At 70.5% G+C, this 25,913-nt stretch carries 21 protein-coding genes and 1 tRNA gene; 14 read left to right on the top strand and 8 right to left on the bottom strand.

The annotated features are described in order from the left end of the window. Positions 1–54: 54 nt before the first annotated feature. From AB0B97_RS20560 to AB0B97_RS20550, 3 genes are read right to left on the bottom strand one after another with little or no spacing between them, the layout of a single operon-like run. Complete coding sequence (locus tag AB0B97_RS20560; RefSeq protein ID WP_357495534.1) at positions 55–2,325, bottom strand: family 20 glycosylhydrolase; 2,271 nt, start codon at positions 2,323–2,325, stop codon at positions 55–57. Between the two features lie 31 nt (positions 2,326–2,356). Beyond that, the gene (locus AB0B97_RS20555; RefSeq protein ID WP_357495532.1) at positions 2,357–5,143 is read right to left on the bottom strand and encodes an alpha-L-fucosidase; all 2,787 of its coding nucleotides are present in this window, start codon (positions 5,141–5,143) and stop codon (positions 2,357–2,359) included. Positions 5,144–5,199: 56 nt separating this feature from the next. Beyond that, a complete protein-coding gene (locus AB0B97_RS20550) occupies positions 5,200–7,989 on the bottom strand; it encodes a glycoside hydrolase N-terminal domain-containing protein (RefSeq protein ID WP_357495530.1) in 2,790 nt (929 codons plus the stop codon). Between the two features lie 304 nt (positions 7,990–8,293). Here AB0B97_RS20550 and AB0B97_RS20545 point away from each other — a divergent pair, with 304 nt between their 5' ends. Further along, positions 8,294–8,965 (top strand): FadR/GntR family transcriptional regulator, encoded by a 672-nt coding sequence (locus AB0B97_RS20545; protein ID WP_357495528.1) that lies wholly within the window; start codon positions 8,294–8,296, stop codon positions 8,963–8,965. Between the two features lie 123 nt (positions 8,966–9,088). Here AB0B97_RS20545 and AB0B97_RS20540 read toward each other — a convergent pair whose 3' ends face one another. Further along, positions 9,089–9,820, bottom strand: coding sequence for a FadR/GntR family transcriptional regulator (locus tag AB0B97_RS20540; protein WP_357495526.1), 732 nt, complete (start codon positions 9,818–9,820; stop codon positions 9,089–9,091). 137 nt (positions 9,821–9,957) lie between these two features. On the opposite strand from AB0B97_RS20540, the gene AB0B97_RS20535 reads away from it, so the two are divergent. The 8 genes from AB0B97_RS20535 (at position 9,958) to AB0B97_RS20500 (ending at position 19,235) form a co-directional block, all read left to right on the top strand. Then, a complete protein-coding gene (locus AB0B97_RS20535) occupies positions 9,958–11,586 on the top strand; it encodes an ABC transporter substrate-binding protein (protein ID WP_357495525.1) in 1,629 nt (542 codons plus the stop codon). A gap of 105 nt (positions 11,587–11,691) precedes the next feature. Then, on the top strand, positions 11,692–12,648 hold the full coding sequence (locus AB0B97_RS20530; RefSeq protein ID WP_234581680.1) for an ABC transporter permease: 957 nt from the start codon (positions 11,692–11,694) through the stop codon (positions 12,646–12,648). Continuing rightward, positions 12,648–14,606 (top strand): dipeptide/oligopeptide/nickel ABC transporter permease/ATP-binding protein, encoded by a 1,959-nt coding sequence (locus tag AB0B97_RS20525; protein ID WP_357495522.1) that lies wholly within the window; start codon positions 12,648–12,650, stop codon positions 14,604–14,606. Before AB0B97_RS20530 ends, AB0B97_RS20525 begins: the two co-directional genes overlap by 1 nt. After that, a complete protein-coding gene (locus AB0B97_RS20520; RefSeq protein WP_357495520.1) occupies positions 14,603–15,676 on the top strand; it encodes an ABC transporter ATP-binding protein in 1,074 nt (357 codons plus the stop codon). The genes AB0B97_RS20525 and AB0B97_RS20520 overlap by 4 nt, the downstream gene beginning before the upstream one ends. Next, complete coding sequence (locus tag AB0B97_RS20515) at positions 15,673–16,611, top strand: dihydrodipicolinate synthase family protein (RefSeq protein ID WP_234581683.1); 939 nt, start codon at positions 15,673–15,675, stop codon at positions 16,609–16,611. The genes AB0B97_RS20520 and AB0B97_RS20515 overlap by 4 nt, the downstream gene beginning before the upstream one ends. Positions 16,612–16,613: 2 nt before the next feature. Then, complete coding sequence (locus AB0B97_RS20510) at positions 16,614–17,546, top strand: ROK family protein (RefSeq protein ID WP_357495518.1); 933 nt, start codon at positions 16,614–16,616, stop codon at positions 17,544–17,546. Continuing rightward, complete coding sequence (locus AB0B97_RS20505) at positions 17,543–18,220, top strand: N-acetylmannosamine-6-phosphate 2-epimerase (RefSeq protein ID WP_357495516.1); 678 nt, start codon at positions 17,543–17,545, stop codon at positions 18,218–18,220. The genes AB0B97_RS20510 and AB0B97_RS20505 overlap by 4 nt, the downstream gene beginning before the upstream one ends. A gap of 49 nt (positions 18,221–18,269) precedes the next feature. After that, a complete protein-coding gene (locus tag AB0B97_RS20500; RefSeq protein WP_357495514.1) occupies positions 18,270–19,235 on the top strand; it encodes an acetylxylan esterase in 966 nt (321 codons plus the stop codon). A gap of 21 nt (positions 19,236–19,256) precedes the next feature. Here the strand turns inward: AB0B97_RS20500 and AB0B97_RS20495 are convergent, their stop codons facing one another. Both AB0B97_RS20495 and AB0B97_RS20490 read right to left on the bottom strand, forming a co-directional pair. Continuing rightward, positions 19,257–19,712 (bottom strand): Rrf2 family transcriptional regulator, encoded by a 456-nt coding sequence (locus AB0B97_RS20495; protein ID WP_357495512.1) that lies wholly within the window; start codon positions 19,710–19,712, stop codon positions 19,257–19,259. A gap of 7 nt (positions 19,713–19,719) precedes the next feature. Then, complete coding sequence (locus tag AB0B97_RS20490) at positions 19,720–20,712, bottom strand: helix-turn-helix transcriptional regulator (protein ID WP_357495510.1); 993 nt, start codon at positions 20,710–20,712, stop codon at positions 19,720–19,722. A 188-nt stretch (positions 20,713–20,900) separates the two neighbouring features. Between AB0B97_RS20490 and AB0B97_RS20485 the strand changes: the two genes are divergently transcribed. Further along, on the top strand, positions 20,901–21,677 hold the full coding sequence (locus AB0B97_RS20485) for a glucose 1-dehydrogenase (RefSeq protein WP_357495509.1): 777 nt from the start codon (positions 20,901–20,903) through the stop codon (positions 21,675–21,677). Between the two features lie 114 nt (positions 21,678–21,791). Here the strand turns inward: AB0B97_RS20485 and AB0B97_RS20480 are convergent, their stop codons facing one another. Beyond that, on the bottom strand, positions 21,792–22,223 hold the full coding sequence (locus AB0B97_RS20480; RefSeq protein ID WP_007457244.1) for an SsgA family sporulation/cell division regulator: 432 nt from the start codon (positions 22,221–22,223) through the stop codon (positions 21,792–21,794). 273 nt (positions 22,224–22,496) lie between these two features. Here AB0B97_RS20480 and AB0B97_RS20475 point away from each other — a divergent pair, with 273 nt between their 5' ends. From AB0B97_RS20475 to AB0B97_RS20460, 4 genes are all read left to right on the top strand, one after another. Further along, positions 22,497–23,075: a PGPGW domain-containing protein gene (locus AB0B97_RS20475; protein WP_357495507.1), complete on the top strand. Its 579-nt coding sequence runs from the start codon at positions 22,497–22,499 to the stop codon at positions 23,073–23,075. Between the two features lie 50 nt (positions 23,076–23,125). After that, positions 23,126–23,197: transfer RNA gene (locus tag AB0B97_RS20470), tRNA-Val, on the top strand. Positions 23,198–23,255: 58 nt separating this feature from the next. Continuing rightward, complete coding sequence (locus tag AB0B97_RS20465; protein ID WP_357495505.1) at positions 23,256–23,666, top strand: hypothetical protein; 411 nt, start codon at positions 23,256–23,258, stop codon at positions 23,664–23,666. Positions 23,667–23,770: 104 nt separating this feature from the next. Further along, entirely contained in the window at positions 23,771–24,157 is a 387-nt protein-coding gene (locus tag AB0B97_RS20460; protein WP_357495503.1) for a VOC family protein, read from the top strand. Between the two features lie 347 nt (positions 24,158–24,504). On the opposite strand, the gene AB0B97_RS20455 is transcribed toward AB0B97_RS20460, so the two are convergent. Next, entirely contained in the window at positions 24,505–25,788 is a 1,284-nt protein-coding gene (locus tag AB0B97_RS20455; protein ID WP_357495501.1) for a hypothetical protein, read from the bottom strand. Positions 25,789–25,913: the final 125 nt, after the last annotated feature.

The raw sequence follows: 25,913 nt of genomic DNA, 5'->3' as shown, positions 1-25,913 counted from the left end.
TTGTCGATGAGGATGGCAGGGGCATGGCGTGCTGCATCGTGCCTCCATCGGTGGTCAGACGGTGGGGGTGCTCCAGCGCTGGTTGGCGCCGTTGGTGCAGGGCCAGAGGATGAGGCGGGTGCCGTTGGCGGTCGCGCCGCCGTTGGCGTCGAGGCACTTGCCGCCGGTGCGGTAGCTGCCCGAGGTGGCGTCGTAGGTCCAGCGCTGGGTCGTGGCGCTGGTGCAGGCGTTGATCACGATCGTGGTGCCGTCGGCGACGCTTCCGTTCGCCGGTTCCAGGCACTTGCCGAGGGCGGTGAGGGTGCCGTCGTTGCGGTGGGTCCAGGTCTGGTTGGGTCCGCTGTTGCAGTCCCAGAGGTTCACCGCGGTGCCGTTCGTGGTGTTGCTGCCGGGGATGTCGACGCAGCGGCTGCTGGCGGCGCCGGTGATGGTGCCCTTCTTCGGCCCGTAGACCTCGAACTCCCAGAGGGAGTAGCCGAAGGTGGTGGCCCGTGCGGTGCCCTGCATGCGCACGTACCGGGCGGTGGTGTTGAGCGCGTGCTCGTCGAGGCCGCCGTCCCCGGCGGTGACGGTCACCGCGGTGGTCCAGGTGGTGCCGTCGGTCGACGTTTGAATCTGGTACGCCCTCGCGTAGGCGGCCTCCCAGCGCAGTGCGACGCGGGAGAGTTCCTGGCTGCTGCCGAGGTCGACCTGGATCCAGCTCGGGTCGGTGTAGGCCGACGACCAGCGGGTGCTGAGGTCACCGTCCACCGCCGCCGAGGCCGGGAAGCTGGGAGTCTCGGTCGACGACGCGGTCACCGGGCGGTTGAGCGACAGGCTGCCGGTCGTCGCCGCCGGGCCGCCGGGAGCCCGACCGATGCGGTCCATGATGACGCTGAAGGCGGTGTACGTGGCGGCCGGCTTCGGCGACCCCCAGGTCTGCTGGGCCACCACCCGCAGGATCGTCCGGATGCCCGCGGTGACCTGCTCCTCGGTCTCGGCGTTCGGGTTGTCGCACCAGACGTGCACGACAGTGCCGAGATTGCGCGAGGGGGTGTTGATGGTGTTGTTGCCCTGGAACAGATCCGGGTTCCAGGTCTCGTAGCCCCACGTCACGTTTGGTTTGCCGACGCCGAGGACGTAGTAGGTGGGGTTCCACGCCTGGTTGGAGATCGTGTGCCCGCGGTCCAGCAGGGCCTGCGGCGAGATGCCGTAGTTGTACCAGACCTCGACGTGGATGTTCGACGCCGGACGGATGGTGCCGTCGGTGCCGATTCCGTCGTTCCACATCCGGGTCGTCTTGCCACCGGCACGGACGATGTCGTTGGCCCAGTTGATGAAGCCGTAGTAGGCGTCCTTGGCGGTGGCGTTCGGCCCGTACGTCGCGCGGGCGTACGTCAACAGCTGCGGGTAGGCGGCGTAGTTGCCGATGTACTCGTCCGCGCCGATGTGCCAGTACCGGCCGGGGAACAGCGGCAGGAACTCGGTGATGAGGTCGCGGGCCAGGGTGTACGCGCCCGGCTTGGACAGGTCGAGGTAGTAGGGGTTGCGGTTGCCCGCCGTGTCGGCGAGTTGCAGGTCCGGGTGGTCTTCCAGGATGGCGTTCATGTGGCCCGGCATGTCGATCTCGGGCACGACCTCGATGTGATACTGGGTGGCCAGGGCGATGAGGTCGCGGATCTGCTGCTTGGTGTAGTACTGCTCCGACATCGCCTCCGGGTGGGTGGTGCTCTCCAGCCGGAACCCCTGCGAGTCGGACAGGTGCAGGTGCAACCGGTTCATCTTCAGGTAGGCGAGCTCCTTGACGTGCCGGCGGAGCCAGTCGACGGTGAAGTACTTGCGGCCCACGTCGACCATCAGACCGCGTTCGGACTTGGTCGGGGAGTCGGTTGTCGTCCCCGCCGGGACCGTTGTCGACTGCTTGAGCAGTTGCAGCACCGTGCGGGTGCCGTAGAAGGCGCCAGCGTCGGTCGAGCCCTGGATGGCGATGCTCGACCCGACAGTCATCGTGTAGCCCTCGGCGGGCTGGCTGCCGCCCAGGGTCAGCCGGATGTCGCCGGTGGCGGCGGCTCCGGTGGCGACCGGCACGGTGCGTCCGGTCAGGTCCCGCAGGTCTGCGGCGAACGTGGCCGCGTCGTCGTTGAGTTGGGCGGTGTAGGCGGGGTCCACCACGATCCGGGTCGCGGCGCCGAAGGTGTAGCTGCCGGTGCCCGCCGTCCACTGCTTCAGCGCCGGGATCACCTGTAGGTCACCCGGTACGGCCGAGGCCGGCGTCGCCGGCACGGTCAGCAGTGCGGTGGCGAGGACCCCCACTGCTCCGGTGACGCTGATACGTCGAAGACGCATGAACCGTTCCTCTCGGGATAGGGCGGGGAAATCAGCAGGACGCCGGGTTGGCGGTGCTGTCGGTCGCGTACGCGGTGAGCGTCGCGACCTGCGGTACGCCGCGCGCGGCGGTGACCCGCAGCCGCAGCCGGTCGCTGGTCACGGCGGTGGACAGCGGCACGATCCGCTTGTAGCCGACCGTCCCGGCGGCGGCGACCTGCTGCCAGCCGCCGTTGATCCAGGCGTCCACGGCGAACGCCTCGATGCGCTGGCCGCTGCCGACCGATTCCTGCACCAGGAGCCGGTCGAACGTGCGGGCCCGGCAGGCGGTCAGCTCGACCGCGCCGGTGGTGGCACCCCCCGAAGGCGACCAGTACGTGTTCAGTGCCGTGTCGGTGAGGGCGGCGGGGGTGCCGGTCGCGCCCGCCCTGGCGAACAGCTCCCGGCCGTACCGGGCGCGCTGGGCGGTGCCGAACCCGTCGAGGGCTGTGACGTCCGGCGCGTCAATCACACCGGCCCGGTTCGGCGGGACGTTGAGCAGCAGGTTGGCGTTGCGGCCCACCGCGTTCTCGTAGAGCTGCATCAGCGCGGCCGGCTGCTTCACCGAGCCGTTCTGCCCGGAGTGCCAGAACCAGCCGGGCCGGATCGACACGTCCGCCTCGGCCGGATACCACGACAGGTACGTGACCGTCCCCAGGTTCCGGCCGATCAGCGCACTGGAACCCAGGTCGCTCGACGAGGCGCCGGCGAGCAGGTCGTCGTCGCGGTTCAGCGCGCCGGGATCGGTGCCCCGGAACGGCAGCGCGCTCCACTCGTCGGCCCGGAACGCCCCGGACTCCGAGCCGACCCAGCGCACGTCCGGGCCGTTGATCGCGATCGTGGCGTTCGGTTGCAGCGCCCGGATCAGTCGGTACCAGTCGCCGACCTGGTACGGCTGCGGGTACGCGGTGTACGGGTTGGCGCCGTCGAACCACACCTCGGCCATCGGCCCGTACTCGGTGAGCAGTTCGTAGAGCTGGTTGAGGAAGTAGGCGTTGTAGTCGTCGGCCTGGTAGGCGTACGTCTGCGTCGGGGTGCGGGTGTCGCCGGCGACGAGCGTCGGGATGCTCACCGCCCGCTTGGCGCTGCCGTTGCCGAACCGGTCGCCACCGCGTCGGCCGGGGATCTCCGCGCCGTCGGCGGGGGAGAGGTAGAAGCCCACGGCCAGACCGGCCGAGCGGGCGGCGTCGACTGTGGCCCGCAGGATGTCGCTCTGGCCGGTACGGCCCCACCAGGGGCTGCTGCGCACCGAGTGCGTGCTGTACCGCGACGGGTAGAGCAGAAAGCCGTCGTGGTGCTTGACGGTGAGGATGACCTGCTTGAACCCGTTGCGTTTGAGGACGTCCATCCACTGTGCCGGGTCGACCGCCGTCGGGTTGAACAGGGCCGGATCCTCGTTGCCGCTGCCCCACTCGACGTCGGTGAAGGTGTTCATGCCGTAGTGCAGGAACGCCGTCAGCTCCCGTTGTTGCCAGGCCAGCTGGGCGGCCGACGGGACGACCTGGGCGGCCTTCTGCCGGATCCGGTCGAGCGTGTCGCACCTGTCGACGGTGATGACGGTGGCCGGGGTGACCGGACCGCTGCTGCCGGGATTGCCGGCGCAACCGGGTGGCGGCGGGGTGCCGCCGCAGACCGGCGCGTCGAGCTGGAAGTCGACCGGGCCGGCGGCGCCGGTCATCGTCGCCAGCGCGATGGCGTCCACGGTGCCGTGCCAGCCACGGTTACGGGTTCCGGCGTCGTTGCCGAAGGTCAGCAGGCCCTGCGACGCGTTGGCCGCGGCGACCGGAGTGGTGACGGTGCTGCCCACCTGGCAGCCGTTGACGTACGCGACGAGCCGGGCCGAGGTGTCGCTCACGTACTCGTAGGCCAACGCCACGTGGGTGTCCTGGGTGTCGGACAGGTTGGGCCCGCTCTGCCGGGTGTCGTGGTACGGCGAGTCCGGGCCGTACATGCCGAACTCCGTGGTGGTCTGCGAGCCGCTGGCGTACCGGAAGTAGCCGCCACCGGCGAGGCTGAGCACCGTGTCGAAGGTCAGGGTGGCGCCGCTCTGGCGGCGTACCACCGCCTCGGCCAACAGGCTCCGGTTGACGTACTTGGTGCTGGTCACCGGGATCCGTGGGGAGAACCCGATGCCGGTGCCCCCGCCGGTGAGCGTGACCGACGTCCCGCTGATCGCCTCACTGCCGGCCAGCCGGGTGAGCTGCCCGTCGACCAGCTCCCCGGTCGAGGGGGTGTAGCCGGTGGCGGAGGTGAAGGTGCCGCTGAAGCCCACGTCGAGCAGCGGCTGGTAGTCCGCGGCGGCCACCCGCCACTGCTGGTTGGTGGCTGTGGTGCAGGTCCAGAGGATGACTGCGGTGTTGTTGGTGGTGCCGCCGCCGTTGGCGTCGAGGCAGGTGCCGGTGGCCTGGTTGCGCAGGGTTTTCGCTGTGGTGTCGTACGTCCATCGTTGGTTGGTGGCGGTGCCGCAGGTGGTGATGGTGGCTGCGGTGCCGTTGGTGGTGCTCGCGGCGGTGAGGCACGTGCCGCGGTTGCGGATGGTGTTGTCGGCCTGTCGGGTCCAGGTCTGGTTGGCGGCGCCGGTGCAGTCCCAGAGGATGACTGCGGTGCCGTCGGCGGTGGCGCCGCCGGGCACGTCGACGCAGCGACCGCTGGCCACGCCCGTGATCGTGCCGTCCCCCGGGGCCGCGGCGGCCGGCGCTGCCGATGGGGTGAGCTGGATCAGGCAGGTGGCGAGCAGGACCACGGCGGCCAGGACGGCCCCGCTCGCGTGCGGACGATGACGGCGCAGGGTACGGGTCATGGGGGCGTCCTTCCCGGGAACGGGCAGGCAGGGGCGGTACGGGTGGGTGGCGGGTGCTACATCAGCCACTGCTGGTTGGTGGCTGTGGTGCAGGTCCAGAGGATGACCGCGGTGTTGTTGGTGGTGCCGCCGCCGTTGGCGTCGAGGCAGGTGCCGGTGGCCTGGTTGCGCAGGGTTTTCGCTGTGGTGTCGTACGTCCATCGTTGGTTGGTGGCGGTGCCGCAGGTGGTGATGGTCGCCGCGGCGCCGTTGGTGGTGCTCGCGGCGGTGAGGCACTTGCCACGGTTGCGGATGGTGTTGTCGGCCTGCCGGGTCCAGATCTGGTTGGCGGCGCCGGAGCAGTCCCAGAGGATGAGTGTGGTGCCGTCGGCGGTGGCCGCACCCGGCACGTCGACGCAACGGCCACTCGCCACACCGGCGATCGTGCCGGTCGCGGCCGTGGAGACGGCCTGGTAGCGGTGTCCGGCCACGGCCGTGAACGTCACCCGGTCACCGTCGCGGGTCACCGGCACGGTCTGGTTGGTGTTCAGGTCCACCAGCGAGGCGGTGGCCAGCATCGGGTTGCGGACGGTGAGGGCGCCGCCGCTGCCGGCGGTGAGCGTGATCCGGCTGGCCAGTCGGTTGCGCCACTCGGCGTCCACTGTCACGTTGCCGCGTGCCCTGAGGCCGTTGACCGAGCCGGTGGGCCACGCCGCCGGCACGGCGGGCAGCACGTCGACCACGCCGTTCTGGCTCTGCAGCAGCATCTCAGCGATGCCGGCGGTGGCCCCGAAGTTGCCGTCGATCTGGAACGGCGGGTGGGTGTCGAACAGGTTGGCGAGCGTACTGCTCTTGAGCTGTTCGGCGAGCATCTTGTGGGCGTGGTCGCCGTCGAGCAGCCGAGCCCAGAAATTGATCTTCCACGCCTTGCTCCAGCCGGTGCCACCGTCGCCGCGCGCCGTGAGGGACACCCGGGCGGCGTCGGCGAGCGCCGGGGTGGTCAGCGGCGAGATCTGCCGGCCCGGGTGCAGGGCGAACAGGTGCGAGACGTGCCGGTGGTCGTTGGTCGGGCTGTCCCAGTCGGCCTTCCACTCCTGCAACTGGCCCCAGGAGCCGACCCGCAGGCCGGGGTCGAGCTTGCTCAGCGTGGTCTGCCACTGCGCGCGCAGGGTGGCGTCGACGCCGAGCGTGGTGCTCGCCTCGATGGTGTTGGTGAGCAGGTCCCACACGATCTGCTCGCTCATCGACGCGCCGGCCGAGAAGTCACCCTGCTCCGGCGAGTAGCTGGGCGTCACGACCAGCCTGCCGTCACGCGGGTCGACGCGCAGGTTGGCCCGCCAGAACTCGGCGGCCTCCTTCATCGCCGGGTACGCCTGGTCGCGCAGGAACGCGGTGTCGCGGGTGAAGCGGTAGTGCTCGTAGAGGTGCTGGCACAGCCAGGCCGCGGCCTCCGGGAACCAGAATGCGGTGGCCCAGTCCTGGACACCGGTGAAGCCGTACGGGTTGGTGCTGAGGTGGGTGACCCAGCCGGTCGTGCCGTAGATGGTCTGGGCGGTGGTCCGGCCCGGCGCCCGCAGGGCGTCGATGAAGTCGAACAGCGGTGCGGCGGTCTCGGTGAGGTTCGTGGTCTCCGCCGGCCAGTAGTTCATCTGCACGTTGATGTTCGTGTGGTAGTCGGCCTGCCAGGGCGGGTTGTTGGAGTTGTTCCAGATGCCCTGGAGGTTGGCCGGCAGGGAGCCGCCGCGCGACGACGCGATGAGCAGGTACCTGCCGAAGGAGAAGTACAGCGACTCCAGCGCCCGGTCCTGGGCCCGTCCGGCGGCGCCGGTGTAGGCCGACCGCAGCTCGTCGGTGGGAACGTTGGGCATCTGCCCGCCCACGTTGAGCCGGACGCGGTCGAAGAGCCGCTGGTAGTCGGCGAGATGAGCCGCGCGCAGCGCCGCCCACGTCGAGGTCGCCGCGGCGTCGACCGCCTGGGTGACCCGGGTGTGCGGGTCCGCGCCGCGATAGGTGGGGTACGTGTCGGCGTACGACGTGCCGGCCGACAGCACGACGAACGCCGAGTCCGCGCCGGTGACGGTGACCCGGTCGCCGCCGTCGGTCCGGGTGCCGCCGGTGGTCACGACCCGGTACTGCGTCTCGTGGATCAACCCGTTGCCGGGCAGGGTGCCCCGCACGGTGATCCGGCCGTTCGCCACCGTGACGGTGCTGCCGGGCTGGGCCGGGACGGTCCGCAGGACGAAGGAGACCTTCCCGGCCTGGCTCGCCGACAGCCGGGCGACGATCACGTTGCCGGGGTAACTGGCGACGTACTCGCGCTGGTAGGTGACCCCGCCGTGGGAGTACGCGACGCGGGCGGTCGCCTCGGCGAGGTCCAGCTCGCGCCGGTAGCCGCTCACAGTCGTCGGGGTGCCGGTCATGTCGAGGTACATGTCGGCGAGGTTCTGGTACGAGCCGAACGCGGTGGCCGGTTGCCCGAGCGCGGTCGCCACCGGGCCGGGCGCCATCCGTCCGTCCCGGTCGATCTGGGCCTGTACGCCGGCCAGGGCACCGGGCCGTGGTGACGCCCAGTTGCCGTGGTTGTAGCCAGTGGCGCCCGGTCCGCCCGTCCAGAGGCTCTTCTCGTTGAGTTGGAGGTGTTCGGTCTGGACGCCGCCGAAGACCATGGCGCCGAGCGCGCCGTTGCCCAGCGGCAGCGCGTTGCTCTCCCAGGCGGCGGCGGGCTCGTCGTACCAGAGCGCCAGGCTCGGGTCGGCGGCGGCACGGGCGGGAGGCGTGCCGACGGACACGGAGGTCAGGCACGCGGCGACGAGAAGGGGCGCGGCTGACGCCCGCAGGATCCTCCGGAGACTGCTGTTCCCGAACATAGGACCTCCTCTATGTAGAGGAGAGTTAACGTGGGATGTTTATTATTGTCAATGGACCGGATCCTTAAGTTCTACTGTGGCCTTCGAGGAGGAAGATCGCGGGCTTGGTGGCCAATCATCAGCTCATCGGCCTGTCGCCGAAGGGGCAGTTTCCTGGTGGACGTCCGATGTCAGAGCTCCGGAGGCAAAAAACATCCGATGTATGGCTCCCAGACGCTCTTCGGGTGTCGCTGTCGGCATCCATCAGCTAGGAATGGAATCCTCGCGGTCACGGCAACGGGCTCGAACCGACGCGGAGGCAGCGATGGCGCTCACCGACGAGGCGATCGGCAAGATCAAGAGCATGATCACCTCGGGCGAACTCGGCCCCGGCGATCGACTGCCCAAGGAGGCGGACCTGGCCCGGCGGCTCGGCCTGTCCCGCAACTCCCTGCGGGAGGCGGTGAAGGCGCTGTCCATCATCCGCGTCCTGGACGTCCGCCAGGGCGACGGCACCTACGTCACGAGCCTTGCCCCGCACCTGCTGCTCGACACGCTCGGCTTCGTCGTGGACTTCCACCGCGACGACACCGTGCTGGAGTTCCTTGAGGTCCGGCGGATCCTCGAGCCCGCCGCCACGGCGTTGGCCGCGCAGCGGATGGTCGCCGAGGACATCGCCGGCCTCCAGGCCGTCCTCGACGACGTCGGCGACACCAGCGACGTCGAGGCGCTGGTCGCCAACGACCTGGAATTCCACCGCAGGATCGCCGTCGGCGCCGGGAACGCGGTGCTGTGCTCGCTGCTCGACGGGCTCTCCGGCCCCACCACCCGGGCCCGCATCTGGCGCGGTGTCACCCAGGAGGGCGCCGTCACCCGGACCCGTGAGCAGCACCAGGCGATCGTCGACGCGATCACGGCCGGGCAGCCCGAGCTGGCGCGCTCCTGGGCCACCGTGCACGTCGCCGGTGTCGAGGAGTGGCTCCGCCGGACGCTGTGAACGGGGGCCCCGGAACCCGCGTCACGACGGGCCGTGGGGCGTCCGGCCCCTCTCATCCGGGCGCGATTCCGGCCCGGGGCGTATCGGTGCGGTCACGAATCCGGCGGCGTTGGCGGAGTCGCTTCAGGCCTGTACGACGCGCGCGATGCTGGCCCGGATGGGTGCGTAGTGATCGGCGATGGCGGCGCGTAGCTCCGACGCATCCCCGGCCGCGACCGCGTTCACGATTGCCCGATGCCGCTGGGCGGTGATCACCCGGTCCTCCGGCTCGGTGCGCAGCGTGGGGGCGACGATGGCCTGCACCTGCCAGAACGCCTCGGTCAGTTGGAGGATCAGGTCGTTGCCGAGGGGCTCCAGCAGCTTCACGTGGAAGGCGCGGTCGACGTCGAGGAAGTCCGCCCCCTGGGCGGCGAGGGTCTCCATCTCGTCGACGAGGGTGGAGAGTTCCGCCAGGTGCCCGCTGTCGAGGACGGCGATGACCTGGGCTGCCAGCCCCTGTTCGAGGGTCTGCCGGACGTCGACGACCTGCCCCAGCACATGGTGATCCTCCTCGCCGCTGAGCAGGCCGCGGAAGGTCAGGCTCTCCACGAGCGCGGCGAGAGACATGCGGCCGACGAAGGTGCCGTGACCGTGCCGAACCTCGACGATGTCGAGGGCCGAGAGGATCTTGACGGCCTCACGGACGCTGGAGCGGCTCGCGCCCACCGCTTCGCACAGCTCCGCCTCGGTGGGCAGGATGTCTCCCGGCTTGAGGCGATTGCGCAGGATGTAATCCTTGACCTTGGTCGCCACCTCCTGCCGGCGGGGACCCGGGCGCTCCGCACCGCGCAGCGGGGACGCGTCAATGGTCGTCATCTGCCACTTGCCCTTCGTTCACGGATCTGACACGCTCACCCTATCGGCATCAGATGTCTGACGTCAGACCCCATTACCTTCGAATCCCTCAGCGCGAGCGGTACGCGAGCGCATGAAGAGCCTATGGAGGCAGCTACGTGAGCACCACCGTTGAGCCAAAGGAGAGTCGGCGCTTCCCCCCGCGCCGGTTCCGCTCGTTGGCCGTCGCATCCACCGCGGCAACCCTCGCACTCGGGCTGGTCGCGTGCAGTGGCGGCCCCGCCTCGACCAATGCCGTCGAAGGCGGTAACGGGGGTGCGACCTCGATCGAGACCACTCTGGCGTTCACCCTTTCCAGCGGGTTCGACCCCGGGAACGCCTCGTCGGCGGTGGCGACCGCGGTCAACCAGCACATCTTCGAGGGTCTGATCGATCTCGACCCGGTCACGCGGGAACCTTACCGTGCCCTGGCCAAGGAAGACCCGGTGGCCAGCCCGGACGGGCTCACCTACACGGTGGCCGTTCGTGACGGCGCGAAGTTCTCCGACGGCACGCCAGTCACCGCCGAGGACGTCGCCTGGTCCTTCCAGCGCGTGCTGAAGCCGGCGGACCCCAAGGCCCCGCCGCTGATGCAGGGGTTCGTGTCGTTCATCGACTCGGTCACCGCCAAGGACGCGACGACCGCCGAGTTCAAGCTGAAGTACCCGTTCGCCCTGTTCTCCGAGCGGATCTCCGTCATCAAGATCGTGCCGAAGGCGAAGACCGCGGACCCCGCCGCGTCGAAGTCCTTCGACACCGCGCCGATCGGCTCCGGCCCGTTCAAGCTGGACAGCGCGTCCAAGGAGTCGGGCGTCAAGCTCAGCAAGAGCCCGAACTACAACGGCCCGAAGCCGGCCAAGGTCGAGACGATGACGTGGAACACCACGTCGGAGGCCTCCGCCCGGGTGTCGGACCTGCAGGGTGGCCGTGTTCAGGCCATCGAGTCGGTGCCGTACCTGAACGTCGACTCGCTCAAGGGCAAGTACACGGTTGACGTGAAGCAGGCCTTCAACCAGGTCTTCCTCATGTTCAACTCGTCCGCGGCGCCGTTCAACGACAAGCGCGTACGCCAGGCTCTGCACTACGCGATCGACAAGGACGCGGTCATCAAGACCGCGCTCAACGGCTACGGCACCCCGGCGACGAGCTACCTGGACGAGGGCAACAAGGACTACCAGAAGGCCGCCACCGTCTACGACCACAACGTGGACAAGGCCAAGGCCCTGCTCGCCGAGGCCGGCGTCACCAACCTGTCGTTCCAGCTCGACACCACTGACAACTCCGCGGTGAAGGACGTCGCCCCGCTGGTCATCGAGCAGTGGAAGAAGATCGGCGTCAACGCCACCCTCAACACGGTGCCCTCGTCGGCCATCTACGGCGACATCGTTCCCAAGGACACCTTCCGGGTGCTGATGGCCACCGGCGACCCGAGCGTCTTCGGCGTCGACACCGACCTGCTGCTGCGCTGGTTCTACTACGGCCAGACCTGGCCGGGCCTGCGGTACCGGTGGGACGCCGCCGACCGCAAGGCCATGGCCGACCTGCTCGACAAGGCCGCGCAGACCTCCGACGAGGCGGCCCGCAAGGCCCTGTGGAAGCAGGCTCTGGACAAGGTGGCCGACGAGGTCCCCCTGTACCCGATCCTGCACACCAAGGTCGTCACCGCGTACGACCCCGCGAAGCTCAGCGACTTCTCGGGCGCGGCGACCACCGGCCTGTACTTCCTGGGCAGCAGCCGAAAGGGCTGAGCCCGCCCCCGGGGGCCCCGGATCCGGCCCCTCCGCGTCCCGCCCAGCCCTTCGCCCCTCGGGCTGGGCGGGACGCCCCGGCGCCCTCGACGAAAGAAAGACACCATGCTGAGCGTTCTGAGTCTTGTCGCGCGACGACTCCTGACCCTGATACCGCTGGTTCTGGGCATCACGATCTTCGTCTTCGTGATCATGCAGTTCTCGCCGATCGATCCCGCGCTGTCCGTCCTCGGCGACCAGGCGACGCCCGCGCAGGTGGCCGCGTTCAAGGCCGCCAACGGCCTGGACGACCCGCTGCCCCTGCGGTACCTGCACTTCCTGGGCGACCTGCTCCGGGGCGATCTCGGCGTGACCTTCCCGCCGTCCGTTCCGGTCGCCGACAAGATCGCCACCGCGCTGCCGCTGACGATCCAGCTCACGGCCCTGGGCATCGTCGGCGCGCTGGTCATCGCGTTGGCCCTCGGCATCACCGCGGCGCTGTACCGCGACCGCTGGCCCGACCAGGTCATCCGGTTCGTCTCGATGGCCGGTATCGCCATGCCGTCGTTCTGGCTGGCCCTCCTGCTCATCCAGGAGCTGTCGGTCCGCCGCCCGATCTTCCCCACCGGCGGGTACGTCAACCCCGGTGACTCGTTCTCGATGTGGCTCCAGTCCCTCGCCATGCCCGCGCTGGCTCTCGCCGTGCCGGTCGGCTGCTCACTGGCCCGGATCGTGCGGACGTCGATGGTCGAGGAACTCGACAAGGACTACGTCCGTACCGCCATTGGCGCCGGGCTGCCGCCGCGCGTGGTGGTCGGACGCAACGTGCTGCGCAACGCGCTCATCAACCCGCTCACCGTGCTGGGCCTGCGGATCGGCTACCTGCTGGGCGGCACTGTCGTCATCGAGGCCATCTTCTCGCTGCCGGGCATGGGCACCCAGATCATGAGCGCGGTGCAGCAGAACGACACAGCCCTCGCACAGGGGACCGTGCTGACGATCGCCATCTGCTTCGTCTTCGTGAACCTGGTGGTCGACATCCTCTACCTCTTCGCCAACCCTCGACTGCGCGGAGCCCACTGATGCGTCGAACACTCACCGCCCGGCTGTCGGTTCCCGGCATCGCCTTCAAACGGCTCAGCGTCACGTCCCGGATCGCCCTGAGCTTCATCCTGCTCATCCTCGTGGTGGGCGTCTTCGCGCCGCTGATCCTGCGGCACGACCCCGCGCAGGCCGGGCTCGGTCCCGCGCTGACCGGCCCGAACGGCGACTACTGGTTCGGCCTGGACAAGCTCGGCCGCGACGTGTTCTCGCGGCTGGTCGCCGGCACCCGACGCTCGTTGATCGTGGGCTTCGGCAGCGCCGGCATCGCCCTGGTGGTCGGCGCGATCCTCGGCGCGCTGGCGGGAACCAGCCGGCCCGCGGTCGACGAGGTGGTGATGCGGTGCCTCGACGTCGTCATGGCATTCCCCGCCATCGTGCTGTCCGCCCTGCTGATCATCTCCTTCGGCAAGAACAGCCTCCTGGTCCTGGTGATCGCGATCGGCTTCGTCTTCGTCCCCCAGGTCGCCCGCATCGTGCGCGCCAACGTGCTCTCGCAGTACCGGGAGGACTACGTCGCCGCCGAACGCATCATCGGCGCCCGCCGGCCGCACATCCTGTGGCGGCACATCCTGCGCAACTGCGCCGCACCGATCCTCGTCTTCGTCACCGTCATGGTGGCCGACTCGATCGTGTTCGAGGCGTCCCTCTCCTTCATCGGCGGCGGCCTCGCTCCCCAGGAGGCGGCGTCCTCGTGGGGCTCGGTCATCGCCTTCGGCAAGGAGATGGTCCAGATCGGTGGCTGGTGGGCCACGTTCTTCCCCGGCCTGCTGATCCTGCTGACCGTGCTCGCCCTGAACGTGCTCTCCGAGGGCATGTCGGACGCCTGGGCCGCCCCGGCGGCGCGGCGGGCCACCAGGACGAAGGCCGGCGACGCACAGGAGGAGGCGCAGCCCGGCTCCGGTGAGATGGTGCAACTGCCCGGCCTGCCCGAGGCGGCGCAGCGGCTGCGCGAGCGGGCCCGTCCGCTCCCGCAGGGCGAGCCCGTCCTGGAGGTCCGGAACCTGTCCATCGGGTTCCAGGGGCGTCACCGGGGCGTCGACATCGTCGACAACCTGACCTTCGACGTGCGTCCCGGTGAGGTGCTGGGCCTGGTGGGGGAGTCCGGCTCGGGCAAGTCCCTCACGTCGCTCGCCGTGATGGGTCTGCTGCCGCAGGGTGCCCGGGTTCGCGGCGAGGTCCACTTCGGGGGCACCGACCTGCTGACGTTGAATGCGAAACGACGCCGCGCCCTGATGGGCCGCGAGATCGCGATGGTCTACCAGGACGCCCTCTCGGCCCTGAACCCCTCACTGCGCATCGGGCCCCAGCTCGCCCAGATGATCAGTCGGGGCGGCACCAGGTCGGCCGAGGAGCTGATGGAACTGGTGGGTCTGGACGCGCAGCGCACCCTGTCCGCGTACCCGCACGAACTCTCCGGCGGCCAGCGGCAGCGTGTGGTGATCGCGATGGCGCTGTCCCGCGACCCACGCCTGATCATCGCCGACGAGCCGACCACCGCGCTCGACGTCACGGTCCAGGCGCAGGTCATGGAGCTGCTGATGCGGCTGCGCGGCCAGTTGGGCTTCGCGCTGATCCTGGTCAGCCACGACCTGGCACTGGTCAGCGACGTCGCCGACCGCGTCGTGGTGATGTACGGCGGTCAGATCGTCGAGAGCGGTGTCACCGCCGACGTGGTCGGAGCGCCCGCGCACCACTACGCCCGGGGCCTCCTCGGCTCCGTGCTCTCCCTCGAGGCCGGCGCGGAGCGGCTCACCCAGATCCGCGGTGTGGTGCCGTCGCCTGCCGACTTCCCGTCGGGTTGCCGGTTCGCCGACCGCTGCCCCATGGCGACGGAGATCTGCCGGGAGGAGACGCCCCACCTGGAGGGCGACGCCGGGCACCGGTACGCCTGTCACCACCCGGCCGTCACCGTCAGGGAAGAGGAGCTGGCCCGATGAGCGAGTCGGTCCCACACCAGTCGATCGTCGAGCTGCGCGACGTGCACGTGGTCCACCGCACCGGCGGGGGCGGCATGTTCGGCCGCGAGCGGGTGTACGCCCTCACCGGCGCCGATCTGACCGTTCGTGCCGGCGAGACCATCGGCGTCGTCGGCGAGTCCGGCTGCGGCAAGTCCACGATGGCCAAGGTGCTGGTGGGTCTGCAGCGGCCGACGAGCGGCACTGTCGCCTTCGCCGGCAAGGACGTCTGGTCGATGAACGCTGCGGAACGCCGGATGCACATCGGTGCCGGCGTCGGCATGATCTTCCAGGATCCGGCCACGTCGCTGAACCGGCGCATGCCGGTCCGGGACATCCTGCGCGACCCGCTCGACGTGCACCGTCGCGGCACGAAGGCGCAGCGCGAGGAGCGGGTGCGGGAACTGATGGCCCTGGTGGGGCTGCCCCGGTCGGTCGCCGACGTCCTGCCGAGCCAGCTCTCCGGCGGCCAACGCCAGCGGGTGTCCATCGCGCGGGCCCTGGCCCTGGAACCGGGGCTGGTCATCGCCGACGAACCCACCAGCGCCCTGGACGTGTCGGTACGGGCGCAGATCCTCAACCTGCTCCTGGACCTCAAGGAGCGCCTGAACCTGGCCATGGTCTTCGTGTCGCACGACATCCAGACCGTGAAGCGGATCAGTGACCGGGTGGTCACCATGTATCTCGGCCGGATCGTGGAGCAGACCCCCGCCGCCGGCCTGCCCGAGGTCGCGCAGCACCCGTACACCCGGGCGCTCTTCTCCGCGACGCCCGGTCTGCTCTCGCCGCTGGATCCGATCCCGCTCGTCGGCCCCGTCCCGCTCGCGACCCGGCCGCCCACCGGCTGCCCGTTCCGCACCCGCTGCTGGAAGGCCACCGACGGCTGCGCCATCGAGATGCCACCACCCACGACGGGCGACGGCGGTGCCGGCCTCCACGAGTTCCGGTGCTACCACCCCGTTCCCGCCGGATCGAGCAACACGGAGCTGGTCGAGCTCGCCAGAGCAGCGACCGGCCGCAACACCCCCCTACATGTCGAGGAGACAGCGTGACCACCCCTGCCCCGCGGTTCGCCGGAGTCGTGCCGCCGGTCGTCACCCCCCTGACCGAGGAGGGTGCTGTCGATGTCGCCTCCCTTGAACGGCTCGTCGAGCGGATGCTCGCTGCCGGCGTCGACGGCATCTTCGCCCTCGGCAGCTCCGGCGAGACGGTCTTCCTCACCGACAGCCAGCGGGACCAGGCTCTCGAAACCATCGTGAAGACCGTCGGCGGCACCGTCCCGGTCATCGCGGGCTGCATCGAGCCCACCACCCGCCGGGTCGTCGACCGGGCCGAGGCCTCGACGCGTCTGGGTGTCGACGGCCTGGTGGCCACCGCACCCTTCTACGCCATCGTCGGCCCGCACGAGGTCGAGCGGCACTTCCGGTCGCTCGCCGCGGCGGTCGAGCTGCCGCTGCTGGCGTACGACATTCCGGTCTGCGTGCACACCAAGCTGTCGCCGGGTCTGCTGACCCGGCTCGCGGCGGACGGCGTCCTCGCCGGCGTCAAGGACTCCAGCGGCGACGACGTCTCCTTCCGCCAGTTGGTGCTGGCGATCGCGGAACACTCGCCGAACGCCGACTTCAGCCTGTTGACCGGCCACGAGGTGGTGGTCGACGCGATGATGCTCGCCGGCGCCTCCGGTTCCGTCCCGGGACTGGGCAACGTGGACCCGGCCGGCTACGTACGCCTGCACCGGGCCTGCGTCGACGGCGACTGGGATGCCGCCCGCGCCGAGCAGGACCGCCTGACCCGGCTGTTCCGGATCGTCGACGCGGCCGATCCGGCGACGGCGGCCGGGGCCACCCGCGGGGTGGGCGCGTTCAAGACCGCCCTGGCCCTGCTCGGTGTCATCGACAGCAACGCCGTGTCGCTGCCCCTGCGACCGCTCGACGCCGACGAGGCGGCCCGGGTGCGGGGCCACCTGGAACTGGCGGGGCTCGTCTAGCCATGCCCACGGTACGCACGCCCCCGGTTGTCGCCGCGCTCGACATCGGAGGCACCAAGACGGCCGCCGCCATCGTGACCCGCGACGGCGAGGTCATCGACCGACTCACAGCCTCGACCCCTGGCCGGGCCGGGGCGACCGCCATCCTCGACAACGCAGCCGATCTCGTCGGTCGGCTGCGGTCGAGGGTGGCGGGACGAGTCGGTGCCCTCGGTGTCGGCAGTGCCGGTGTGATCGACCCCCGGACGGGCCTGGTGCTGTCGGCCACCGACGCCCTGGCCGGCTGGGCCGGTACGGACCTGCGGGGACGACTGCGCGAGCAGTTGGGCGTACCCGTGTCCGTCATCAACGATGTGCACGCGCACGCCCTCGGTGAGGCGCGGCACGGCGTCGCGGCCGGCTACGACACGACGCTCTTCATCGCCGTCGGCACCGGCATCGGCGCCTCCTTCGTCGTCGACGGCGACGTGCTCACCGGCGCCCACTCGACTGCCGGCCACGCCGGCCACCAGCCCTCGCCGTACGCCGGGCAGTTGCAGTGCACCTGCGGCGGCCAGGGCCACCTGGAGGCCATCGCCTCCGGCCCCGCCCTCACCGAGGAGTACGTGCGGCGTACCGGCCAGCGGGTCGACGACCTGCGGTCGGTCGCCGCGCGGGCCGCGGACGGCGACGCGGCGGCCCGGGACGTGATCCTGCTGGGCGGCACCGCCGTCGGCTCGGCGGTCGGCGGGCTGGTCAACATGCTCGACCCCGGCGCCGTCGTGATCGGCGGCGGCGTTGCCGGCCTCGGCGACCTCTGGTGGCAGGCCCTTCGCGCCGCCGTACGGCGGGAGATCCTGCCCAGCCTGGACGACGTGCCGGTGCTGGCCTCCACCCTCGGTTCGGACGCCCCACTTCTCGGGGCCGCCACGCTCGCCTGGAAGGGCATCTCATGAACGCGCTCATCGAAGGACTCCGCCACCGGCTGGTCGTCTCCTGCCAGGCGTACCCCGGTGAGCCGATGCGCACCCCGGACACGATGCGCCGGGTGGCCCTCGCCGCCGCCCAGGGCGGAGCCGCCGGCATCCGCGCCCAGGGCCTGGCGGACATCGCGGCCATCCGGGAGGCCGTCGACCTGCCGCTGATCGGCCTGTGGAAGGACGGGAACGACGACGTCTTCATCACCCCCACGCTGGAGCACGCGCTGTCGGTGGCCCGGGCCGGCGCGCACGTCGTCGCGCTCGACGCCACCGCGCGGCCCCGGCCGGACGGCCGGAGCCTGCGCGAGACCATCGCCGCCGTCCACCAGTTGACCGGAGCTCTGGTGATGGCGGACTGCTCCACCCTCGCCGAGGGGATCGCCGCCGCTGCGGCGGGCGCCGACCTGGTCGGCACCACCCTGGCCGGCTACACCGCGTACACCACCAAGCAGCCCGGACCGGACCTGGACCTGGTCGCCCGGCTCGCCGCCACCGTCGACGTGCCGGTGGTAGCTGAGGGCCGGATCCACACGCCGGCGCAGGCTGCGCAGGCGCTGCGGGCGGGGGCGTGGTCGGTGGTCGTGGGTACGGCGATCACCCACCCCGCCACCATCACCGGCTGGTTCGCCTCGGCGATGGCCGCCCGGTAGCGCAACCCCCCCCACACACCGACAAACCTGCTGTCACGGAGGCCATGCTGTGGCTCTGAGCGATCTCACCCTCGCCGAGTGCTGGGCGTACCGACCCGAGTTGGACGTGCCGAAGGACCTGGACACCTTCTGGGAGCGGACGCTGGGCGCCGACGAACCCACGGCGGCGACGTACGAGCCCGTGGACACGGGCCTGACCCAGATCCGCACGTACGCGGTCACCGTCGCCGGTTTCGGCGGCGAGCCCGTGCACGGCTGGCTGCACCTGCCGGCGACCGCCACCGGGCCGTTGCCCTGCGTCGTCGAGTACCTGGGGTACGGCCGTGGCCGTGGCCTGCCCCACGAGAAGCTATTCTGGGCCGCGGCGGGCTTCGCCCACCTGATCATGGACACGCGGGGTCAGGGCTGGAGCGCGGCGCCCGGCGTCACCGCCGACCCGGACCGGTACCCGGCGGGAACCGTCCCGGGTTTCCTCACCCGCGGCGTCACCGACCCGGACGACTTCTACTACCGCAGGCTGATCACGGACGCGGTCCGGTTCGCCACCGCCGCCGCCGCGCATCCCGCCATTGACGCCGACCGGATCGCCGTCACCGGCATCAGCCAGGGCGGCGGCCTGTCGCTGGCCGTGGCCGCGCTGGTCCCCGGTGTCGCGGCGGCCATGCCCGACGTGCCCTTCCTCTGTGACGTCCGGCGTGGCGTCCAGGTCGCCGGGGCGGGCCCGTACGGCGAGATCACCGAATACCTCGCCCTCTACCGCGACCGGGCCAGCCAGGTGTTCCACACCCTGTCGTACGTCGACGCCGCCGTGCTCGCGCCCCGCGCCACCGCGCCCGCGCTGTTCTCCGTCGCCATGATGGACCGGACCTGCCCGCCCTCGACCTGCTTCGCCGCCTACCACCGGTACGGCGGTGACAAGGAGGTGCGCGTGTACGAGTTCAACGACCACGAGGGTGGCGCGGCGCACCAGCAGGTCGAGCAGCTCACCTGGCTGCGCGCGCTCTTCGGCTGCTGAGGGCGGCCCCGCCGCCCGGCGTCAGCGTGGTTCCCAGGCGTCGGGCAGGGCGGTGAGCTTGCGGACGTGCGCGGGCAGCCGACCGCTGACGATCTCGGCGAGGCTCACCTCGTCGACGACCCGCCGTACGGCCGCGCGGACCGCCACCCACAGGCCGGGCAGGTTCTCCGCCGCGCCCTCGTAGCGGGTCTCCTCGGGCCGCAGGCCGCGTACACCCGCGAGGGGGCCCTCCACCGCGCGCAGCACCGCGCCGACGGTCACCTCGCGGGGCGGACGGGCGAGCGTGTAGCCACCCTCGGCGCCGCGCTGGGCGCGCACGATGCCGGCCCGGCGCAGATCGGCCAGGACCGCCTCCAGGAACTTGCGGGGCATGTCCTGTTCGGCGGCGATGGCCTGGGTGGACATCAGCGAGGGGTACGCGGTCGCGAGGCTCAGCGCCGCCCGTACCGCGTAGTCGCCGCGCGCGGAGATCTGCACTCCGCCATCATGCCCGCCCGGTGCCGCCGCCCGCCCCGGTGGGCTTCCCGGACCGCGTGGCGTGACCGCCGTTGGCCGGTTCGGCGGCGGCGCCGGAGCGGAACCGCCCGCCGTTGGCGCCCGTCGGTTCGGCCGCCGCTCGGGGCCGGACGACCCGGCCGGTGGCCGGCTGATCACGGGTGGCGCGGAACGCCCCCGGGCTGACCCCGATCTCACGGGTGAAGAACCGGCCGAAGTTGGTGGGCTCGGAGAAGCCGAGCTGACGGCCGATCTGGGCGATCGGTTCGTCGCTCGCGGCGAGCAGCCGGGCGGCCTGCAACGCGACCCGCTCGTCGATGACCTGTTTGGCGCTGCGACCGGTCACGGCCAGGCAGGCCCGGGTCAGGGTCCGCACCGAGCAGCCGAGCGCGGCGGCATAGTCCTCGACCCGCCGGGTCAGCTGGTAGCCGTGCTCCACCTCCCGGCCGAACCGCTGGAACGTCTCGACCTCCGGCCGGTGCCCGGACCGGGCCAGGCCGGGCAGGGTCAGCCGCAGCAGCAGCACGGCGAGCTGGTGGCGCAGCAGCGCACGACCGGCCGGGGCGCCGCCGTGCCGCTGGCAGTCCACCGCCAACTGGCTCACCTCGTTGATCACCGCGTCCTCGTCCTCGCCGGCCAACTGTCGCCAGGTCTGCGGGGCGTCCGGATCGACGGCCAGGCCGTGCAGCGCCTCGGCGGTCCAGCCGACCACCGTCGCGTCGAACTGTGGGCCGACACAGCGCAGCACCTGGCCGGCGCGGACCCGCAGCAGCGTGCCGGGCCGGCACGGCAACAGGTGGAAATCCAGCTCGGCGTCGCCGTGACCCCTGGTGGTGAGGATCAACAGCTCCCGCTCGACGAACACCGGCCGCCGCCAGCCGGGGTCGCCGGCCAGGTCGGCAAGCGCGAACGTGGAAATCTCGTCGGGTACGGGTGACGCCGTTCCGATCGATGGCGCGGGGGAGGGATCGGTGGAGACCATCGCCTGCGACGGTAGCCCGAACCGCAGGTCACCGCATCCCGATCTCGTGTGCGGCGGCGGCGAGGCTTGTCGCGATCCCCGCGGCCGGGCTACGTTACCCGGCGGTAGCGCTGTGCGGTCCGTGGCCGCCCGGCGCCCGCCGTCCGCCCGACCGCCCGGCGGACCCGCCGACACGCGATGGGATGGGCATGACGCAGCTGTTCTCGGTCGAAGGCAAGACGGTCCTGGTCACCGGCGGATCGCGGGGGATCGGGCTGATGATCGCCCAGGGCTTCGTCCGCGCCGGCGCCCGTGTGATCATCTCGTCCCGCAAGGCGGACGTCTGCGAGGCGGTCGCCAAGGAACTCTCCGCCGAGGGCCACTGCGAGGCCATCCCCGCCGACCTGGGCACCGACGCCGGCGCCGAGGCTCTCGCCGCCGCCGTCCGCGAGCGCGTCGACCGCCTCGACGTGCTGGTCAACAACGCCGGCGCCACCTGGGGCGCCCCGCTGGAGAGCTACCCGGAGGCCGCGTTCGACAAGCTCTGGGCGGTCAACGTCAAGGCCGTCTTCCGGCTCACCACAGCGCTGCTGCCGGCGCTGCGCGCCGCCGCCAGCGCCGACGACCCCGCCCGCGTGATCAACATCGGGTCCATCGACGGCATCCGGGTGCCGTTCATGGAGGTGTACGCGTACTCCGCCACCAAGGCGGCAGTGCACATGCTCACCCGCAGCCTCGCCCACCAACTGGCCGGCGAGCAGATCACCGTCAACGCGATCGCGCCCGGCCCGTTCGAGAGCAAGATGATGGCGTTCGCCCTCGACGACCCGGCGAGCAGGGCCGCCATCGAGCAGCAGGTGCCGCTGGGCCGCATCGGTCGCCCCGAGGACATGGCCGGCACCGCCATCTACCTCTCCTCGCGGGCCGGCGCGTACCTCACCGGCGCGGTCATCCCCGTCGACGGCGGCATCACCACCCACGGCTGAGCGCCGGCCACCCCCGGTCGGGCTGCCCGCGTACCCCCGGGGTGTGCCAGGGCCGCGCGGACTCGGCAGATCCGCGCGGCCCTGTCTGGCCGGTGTTGCCCGTTCGGGCGGTGCTCAGCGACCGGCGAGCAGCCGGTTCACCGCCGTGTCGACGTCCAGGTGCTCGGCCTCGCGGCCGCGCGGGACGACGACGTACGTCCGTCGAAGGAAACGCACCAGGACGCTGCGCGGCACCTCGAAGAGGGCGTTGCCGTCCGGTGACGAGAGGGCCAGCGCGACGAAGTCGCCCCGCGGTGTGGCCCAGGGCCAGACCCGCACATCGCCGATGCCCGCCGGCTCGTCCAGGCCGGTGACCAGAAGTTCGCGAGCGAACGACCAGCTCACCGCCTCGCCCCCGGCCGATTCGGCATGGAACAGGACATGGACCGCATACGGGTCAGCAGGGTCGTAACGCAGACTGGCACGCACCGGCAAGGCGGTGGCGTCAGGTGCGACGAGCCTTAGCGACGTCTCGACCTCTACGGTCGTCGGTCGGATGACACTCATGGACGTTCTCCCCCCGGCACCGCTGCGGAACGCGCGTGTCCCGCTTTTCCCATACTCAGGTGCTACTCCTGGCTACGCTCCGCCATACGCTGACTTCACCCAGTGGTGGGAAGGGGGACGGAAAGACCGCGTGAATGTGAGCATTCATGTAGGATTTCCGGTTCTGCCCAGTGCGTGATTCCGCCCGGCGTCGGGTGGCTCAGTCGTCGACTTACTCCGGTAACGTCCAGTCGGCCGTTGCAGTGACGGGCCCGAGCGACACTGGGGGGTGAAATGGTCACGAACCGATCCTCAGTGGATCCGGTGGCCGCGTCCGGTCCGCCGAAAGTCGCGGTCCGAGCAGCCGAAAAGCGGGGGTACGACGTGCCGATGGAGCAGCCCGAGCGACCCGGACGGTCGACGCCCGACACGGGCCGTACCGGCGGCGTCCTCGTCGTCGGCGAGCCGCCGAAGCGACCCCACTGGCGGCAGCGGATCTCGACGACCCTCGACCTGATCCGCGCCAACCCCACCGGCCGGATCGCCCTCAAGATCTTCATCGCCATCGCTGGCGCGCTGGTCGTCACCATCGGCATCGCCCTCATCCCGCTGCCCGGGCCGGGCTGGCTCCTGGTCATCGCCGGCCTCGGCATCTGGGCCGTGGAATTCCACTGGGCCCGCCGACTGCTCGGCTTCACCCGCCGACACGTGCACGGCTGGACCCGCTGGGTGACGCGACAGTCGCTGCCGCTGCGCTTCGTGCTCGGGGTCGTCGGCCTGGTCTTCGTGGGCGCTGTGGTCTGGCTCTCACTCAAGCTCAGCTTCGGCATCGACGTGGTGGCCGAGGCGATGCGGTACCTCGCGACGCACTGACCCCGGATTTCCGGTCTCGTTCCACGATCGGGTAGAGTCAACGGCGCTGAGGGCGATTAGCTCAGTGGGAGAGCGCTTCGTTCACACCGAAGAGGTCGCTGGTTCGATACCAGCATCGCCCACTCTCAGTTTTCGCAGGTCAGAAGCCCGTTGCCGGATCAATCGGTAGCGGGCTTCGCCGTGGGCGTGCTCACGCTGGTCACCCTGGTATTTGTCGCCCTCCTCCCGTCGGGGCTGACCGCCCTGCTCGGCTCGTTCACCAATGTGGCCGTGGCGGCGTTGCGCGTGCTCGGGGGGTATGCCTGGGTTGTGAGCCGCGCGGTCCAGCGCCATGGCACCGCCCCGATCGCCGCAGTGGGTGTCACGCTGCTGGCCACGGTGGCCTGGCTCGCGGTGGACGATGCCTGGCGGAGTCGGCCGGAGCCGCGCGGCAGCGACGCCTTCTACCAGACGGGCGTGAGTGTGTCGGTGGCCGTCGAGACCGGGCCCGACGTCGAGACCGCCGTCGCCGTCGCGGCGCTGCTGCTCGGAGCCGCCCTGACCGTGCTGGCCTGCGCGAGGCTCAGCACGACCCACAGCGAGACGTGCTGAGCCCGGCGCCCTCCAACGGCGACTTCTGAATGGCAAGCGCGCACATCTGCCGATGAGCGGCTGTTCGCTTCGCGTTGCGCTCCGGATTGCCTACCCTTTTCCCTATGACCCTCATCTCCGTCATGCTCGCGGTGCCCGATGCCGCAGCAGCCTCTGCTTGGTACCAGCAAGCCCTTGGTGCCACTGAGCTGTGGAACCTGGGGTCGGTTATTGGACTCCAGCTCGACGGGGCACCGTTCTTCGTCGCGGAACCCGCGAACAACGGCTGGGAGAGCCCGACGGCGCTCGGCAGCACCTCGGCGCGGGTCGAGGTCTTTGTCGACGATCCAGACGCCGTCGTCGGTGGTGCTGCTGCGGCAGGAGCCGACTACCACGATCCGGTACGCGACCACTCCGCGCCATGGGGCACGCACCGCCAGGGCGGCTTCTTCGACCCATGGGGTCATCTCTGGCTCGTGGGAGACAAGTCGCCGCTACGGCGTCATGGGTAGTCGATGTGGCGTGGGGACGGACCGATCTCGACAGACCGCCGGGCTGAGAGAGCGTCCGGAACTGCCGCTGACAATGCGCGACGATTCGTGAGCGACGCTATCCGGACACCGAGCATCGGCGCCGACTCGTCCGACCCGTTGACTCGCCACGGGTCCGGGTCTGGCCGGATCGTCCAGCCGGGGCAGCAGCGATCATGTGATGCCGCGCCTCCGGTAGTCGGTGCCTGAATTATTTAGCGGCAGCGGTGGCATGCCCGTCGGGTAGTCGCCGCCGATGCGGTACGTGAATGCAACTTGGACCGCGCGCGGGTGAGAGCGGCGACCAGGTCCATGTGGTCGTTCGTGGTTTAGCGGACGACGAGCGCGTCGCCGATGCGTAGGACTTCGCCGTCGTGGTGGATGTGCTGACCGTCGTTGAACGCGGTGCTGGTTATTCGGAACCGTGACGGGTGGGTGAACTCCTCGCTGGTGAGAGTCCACGGTACTGCGGGGTCCGCGCCCGGCACTGCGGCGAGAAGGACGGCACAGCCGTCGTGAGGTACGTCGTAGTCGTCGTGGGGCTCGTCGTACCGTGCGTGACGTAGCACGACCGGGCCGTAGTGGATCGCCTCAGGTGGCACCGTGGGTGGTATGTGACGCCACCGTCGTTCAAGCTCCACGAACGCCGTCTGACGCTCTGCTCCACGACGCGTGCTCGCGCTGAGAATGGCGCTGCCCGCGTCGGCCGCGATACGGCAGATGTCGAGGATCGGCACGCCGGCGGCAAGGTTCGGATAGTGGTGGACGAGTCGAGCATGGTTCATCAACATGACGAGCGCTTGGGCGGCGGCCCGTTGCGGTGCGCTCAGGGTCGACGTCTGTAGCGGCTTCCGTCGTTGTGGCCGTGCGTGTGGCGTGGTGAGGTCGGCTGCCTGGCCTGCCGTTGACTCGTTCCATCGCGGGTCGTCGGGCCAGACTGAAGCCTCGGTCGCCAGCAGGCGACCGGTCCGCCCAATTGTCACGGCCAACCCGGCGTCAGTGCGGCTTACGGCCATCCCGATCCGGTCCTCGGCGTCGAACTGCAATTTGGTGACCCCGTTGAGGGTGAGCCTCAGCGGCGCGGCCGGCCAGGGCTTCCTGGATCCGTCCCGCGAGATGCGTCCGGCAGTGGGTGTGAACCGTCGTGGAGTGGCCAGGGTCAGGTGTACTTGCAATCCCTCGTCCGACGGTTGGGCGGTGAGCGAGCGCACGCTGCCGTTGGCGAGGTCGTAGTCGTGGACAAGAGCATCGATGATTCCAGCGGTCAGCCGAAAGGCGCCCGGGAAGACGCGTCCTTGGTAGTCCCGATGTACGGAACGCTCCGGCCTTGCGGTGGGAAGCACCTTGTCCAGGCTCGGGTCGAGATCGACCATCAGCCGGCGTCGGTCGGCCCCGAGGTCAGCCATCCACCGCAGGCCGGCGCTTGCTCGTCTGGATCGAAGTGGCCAGGGAGCACATGCCGCGCTCACCAAAGGCACGGCGTTATTGTCCCAGATATCAGCGATGCGGCCGATACGAGTCGCGTCGAAGCTCCGGGCGTCCGTGGCCATTGCGGCGATCTCCCCGATGGAGCGATCGAGCAGCCCTGCGAAGGCTTCCAGCAGCGAGCTCACGTCGGCGAGTATGGCACCGCGCGAAAAGGACGGCCGCGTCGACCACGAGGCGACGTGCCAGGGGGACGCTCCACGATCGATGGGGCTGCTGGCGCCCGCGCTGGTGCCAACCAAGGCAACGGGCC

This window comes from Micromonospora sp. NPDC049004 (assembly GCF_040649315.1).
In the GTDB taxonomy this organism is placed as follows: Bacteria; Actinomycetota; Actinomycetes; order Mycobacteriales; family Micromonosporaceae; genus Micromonospora.
This window is presented reverse-complemented; position numbering and strand designations above follow the sequence as displayed.

What these genes read in the sequence shown, in the direction of transcription:
- AB0B97_RS20560 (WP_357495534.1), bottom strand. Translation starts at nt 2,325, where the DNA reads ATGCGTCTTCGACGTATCAGCGTCACCGGAGCAGTGGGGGTCCTCGCC.
- AB0B97_RS20555 (WP_357495532.1), bottom strand. Translation starts at nt 5,143, where the DNA reads ATGACCCGTACCCTGCGCCGTCATCGTCCGCACGCGAGCGGGGCCGTC.
- AB0B97_RS20550 (WP_357495530.1), bottom strand. Translation starts at nt 7,989, where the DNA reads ATGTTCGGGAACAGCAGTCTCCGGAGGATCCTGCGGGCGTCAGCCGCG.
- AB0B97_RS20545 (WP_357495528.1), top strand. Translation starts at nt 8,294, where the DNA reads ATGGCGCTCACCGACGAGGCGATCGGCAAGATCAAGAGCATGATCACC.
- AB0B97_RS20540 (WP_357495526.1), bottom strand. Translation starts at nt 9,820, where the DNA reads ATGACGACCATTGACGCGTCCCCGCTGCGCGGTGCGGAGCGCCCGGGT.
- AB0B97_RS20530 (WP_234581680.1), top strand. Translation starts at nt 11,692, where the DNA reads ATGCTGAGCGTTCTGAGTCTTGTCGCGCGACGACTCCTGACCCTGATA.
- AB0B97_RS20525 (WP_357495522.1), top strand. Translation starts at nt 12,648, where the DNA reads ATGCGTCGAACACTCACCGCCCGGCTGTCGGTTCCCGGCATCGCCTTC.
- AB0B97_RS20520 (WP_357495520.1), top strand. Translation starts at nt 14,603, where the DNA reads ATGAGCGAGTCGGTCCCACACCAGTCGATCGTCGAGCTGCGCGACGTG.
- AB0B97_RS20510 (WP_357495518.1), top strand. Translation starts at nt 16,614, where the DNA reads ATGCCCACGGTACGCACGCCCCCGGTTGTCGCCGCGCTCGACATCGGA.
- AB0B97_RS20505 (WP_357495516.1), top strand. Translation starts at nt 17,543, where the DNA reads ATGAACGCGCTCATCGAAGGACTCCGCCACCGGCTGGTCGTCTCCTGC.
- AB0B97_RS20490 (WP_357495510.1), bottom strand. Translation starts at nt 20,712, where the DNA reads ATGGTCTCCACCGATCCCTCCCCCGCGCCATCGATCGGAACGGCGTCA.
- AB0B97_RS20485 (WP_357495509.1), top strand. Translation starts at nt 20,901, where the DNA reads ATGACGCAGCTGTTCTCGGTCGAAGGCAAGACGGTCCTGGTCACCGGC.
- AB0B97_RS20480 (WP_007457244.1), bottom strand. Translation starts at nt 22,223, where the DNA reads ATGAGTGTCATCCGACCGACGACCGTAGAGGTCGAGACGTCGCTAAGG.
- AB0B97_RS20475 (WP_357495507.1), top strand. Translation starts at nt 22,497, where the DNA reads ATGGTCACGAACCGATCCTCAGTGGATCCGGTGGCCGCGTCCGGTCCG.
- AB0B97_RS20460 (WP_357495503.1), top strand. Translation starts at nt 23,771, where the DNA reads ATGACCCTCATCTCCGTCATGCTCGCGGTGCCCGATGCCGCAGCAGCC.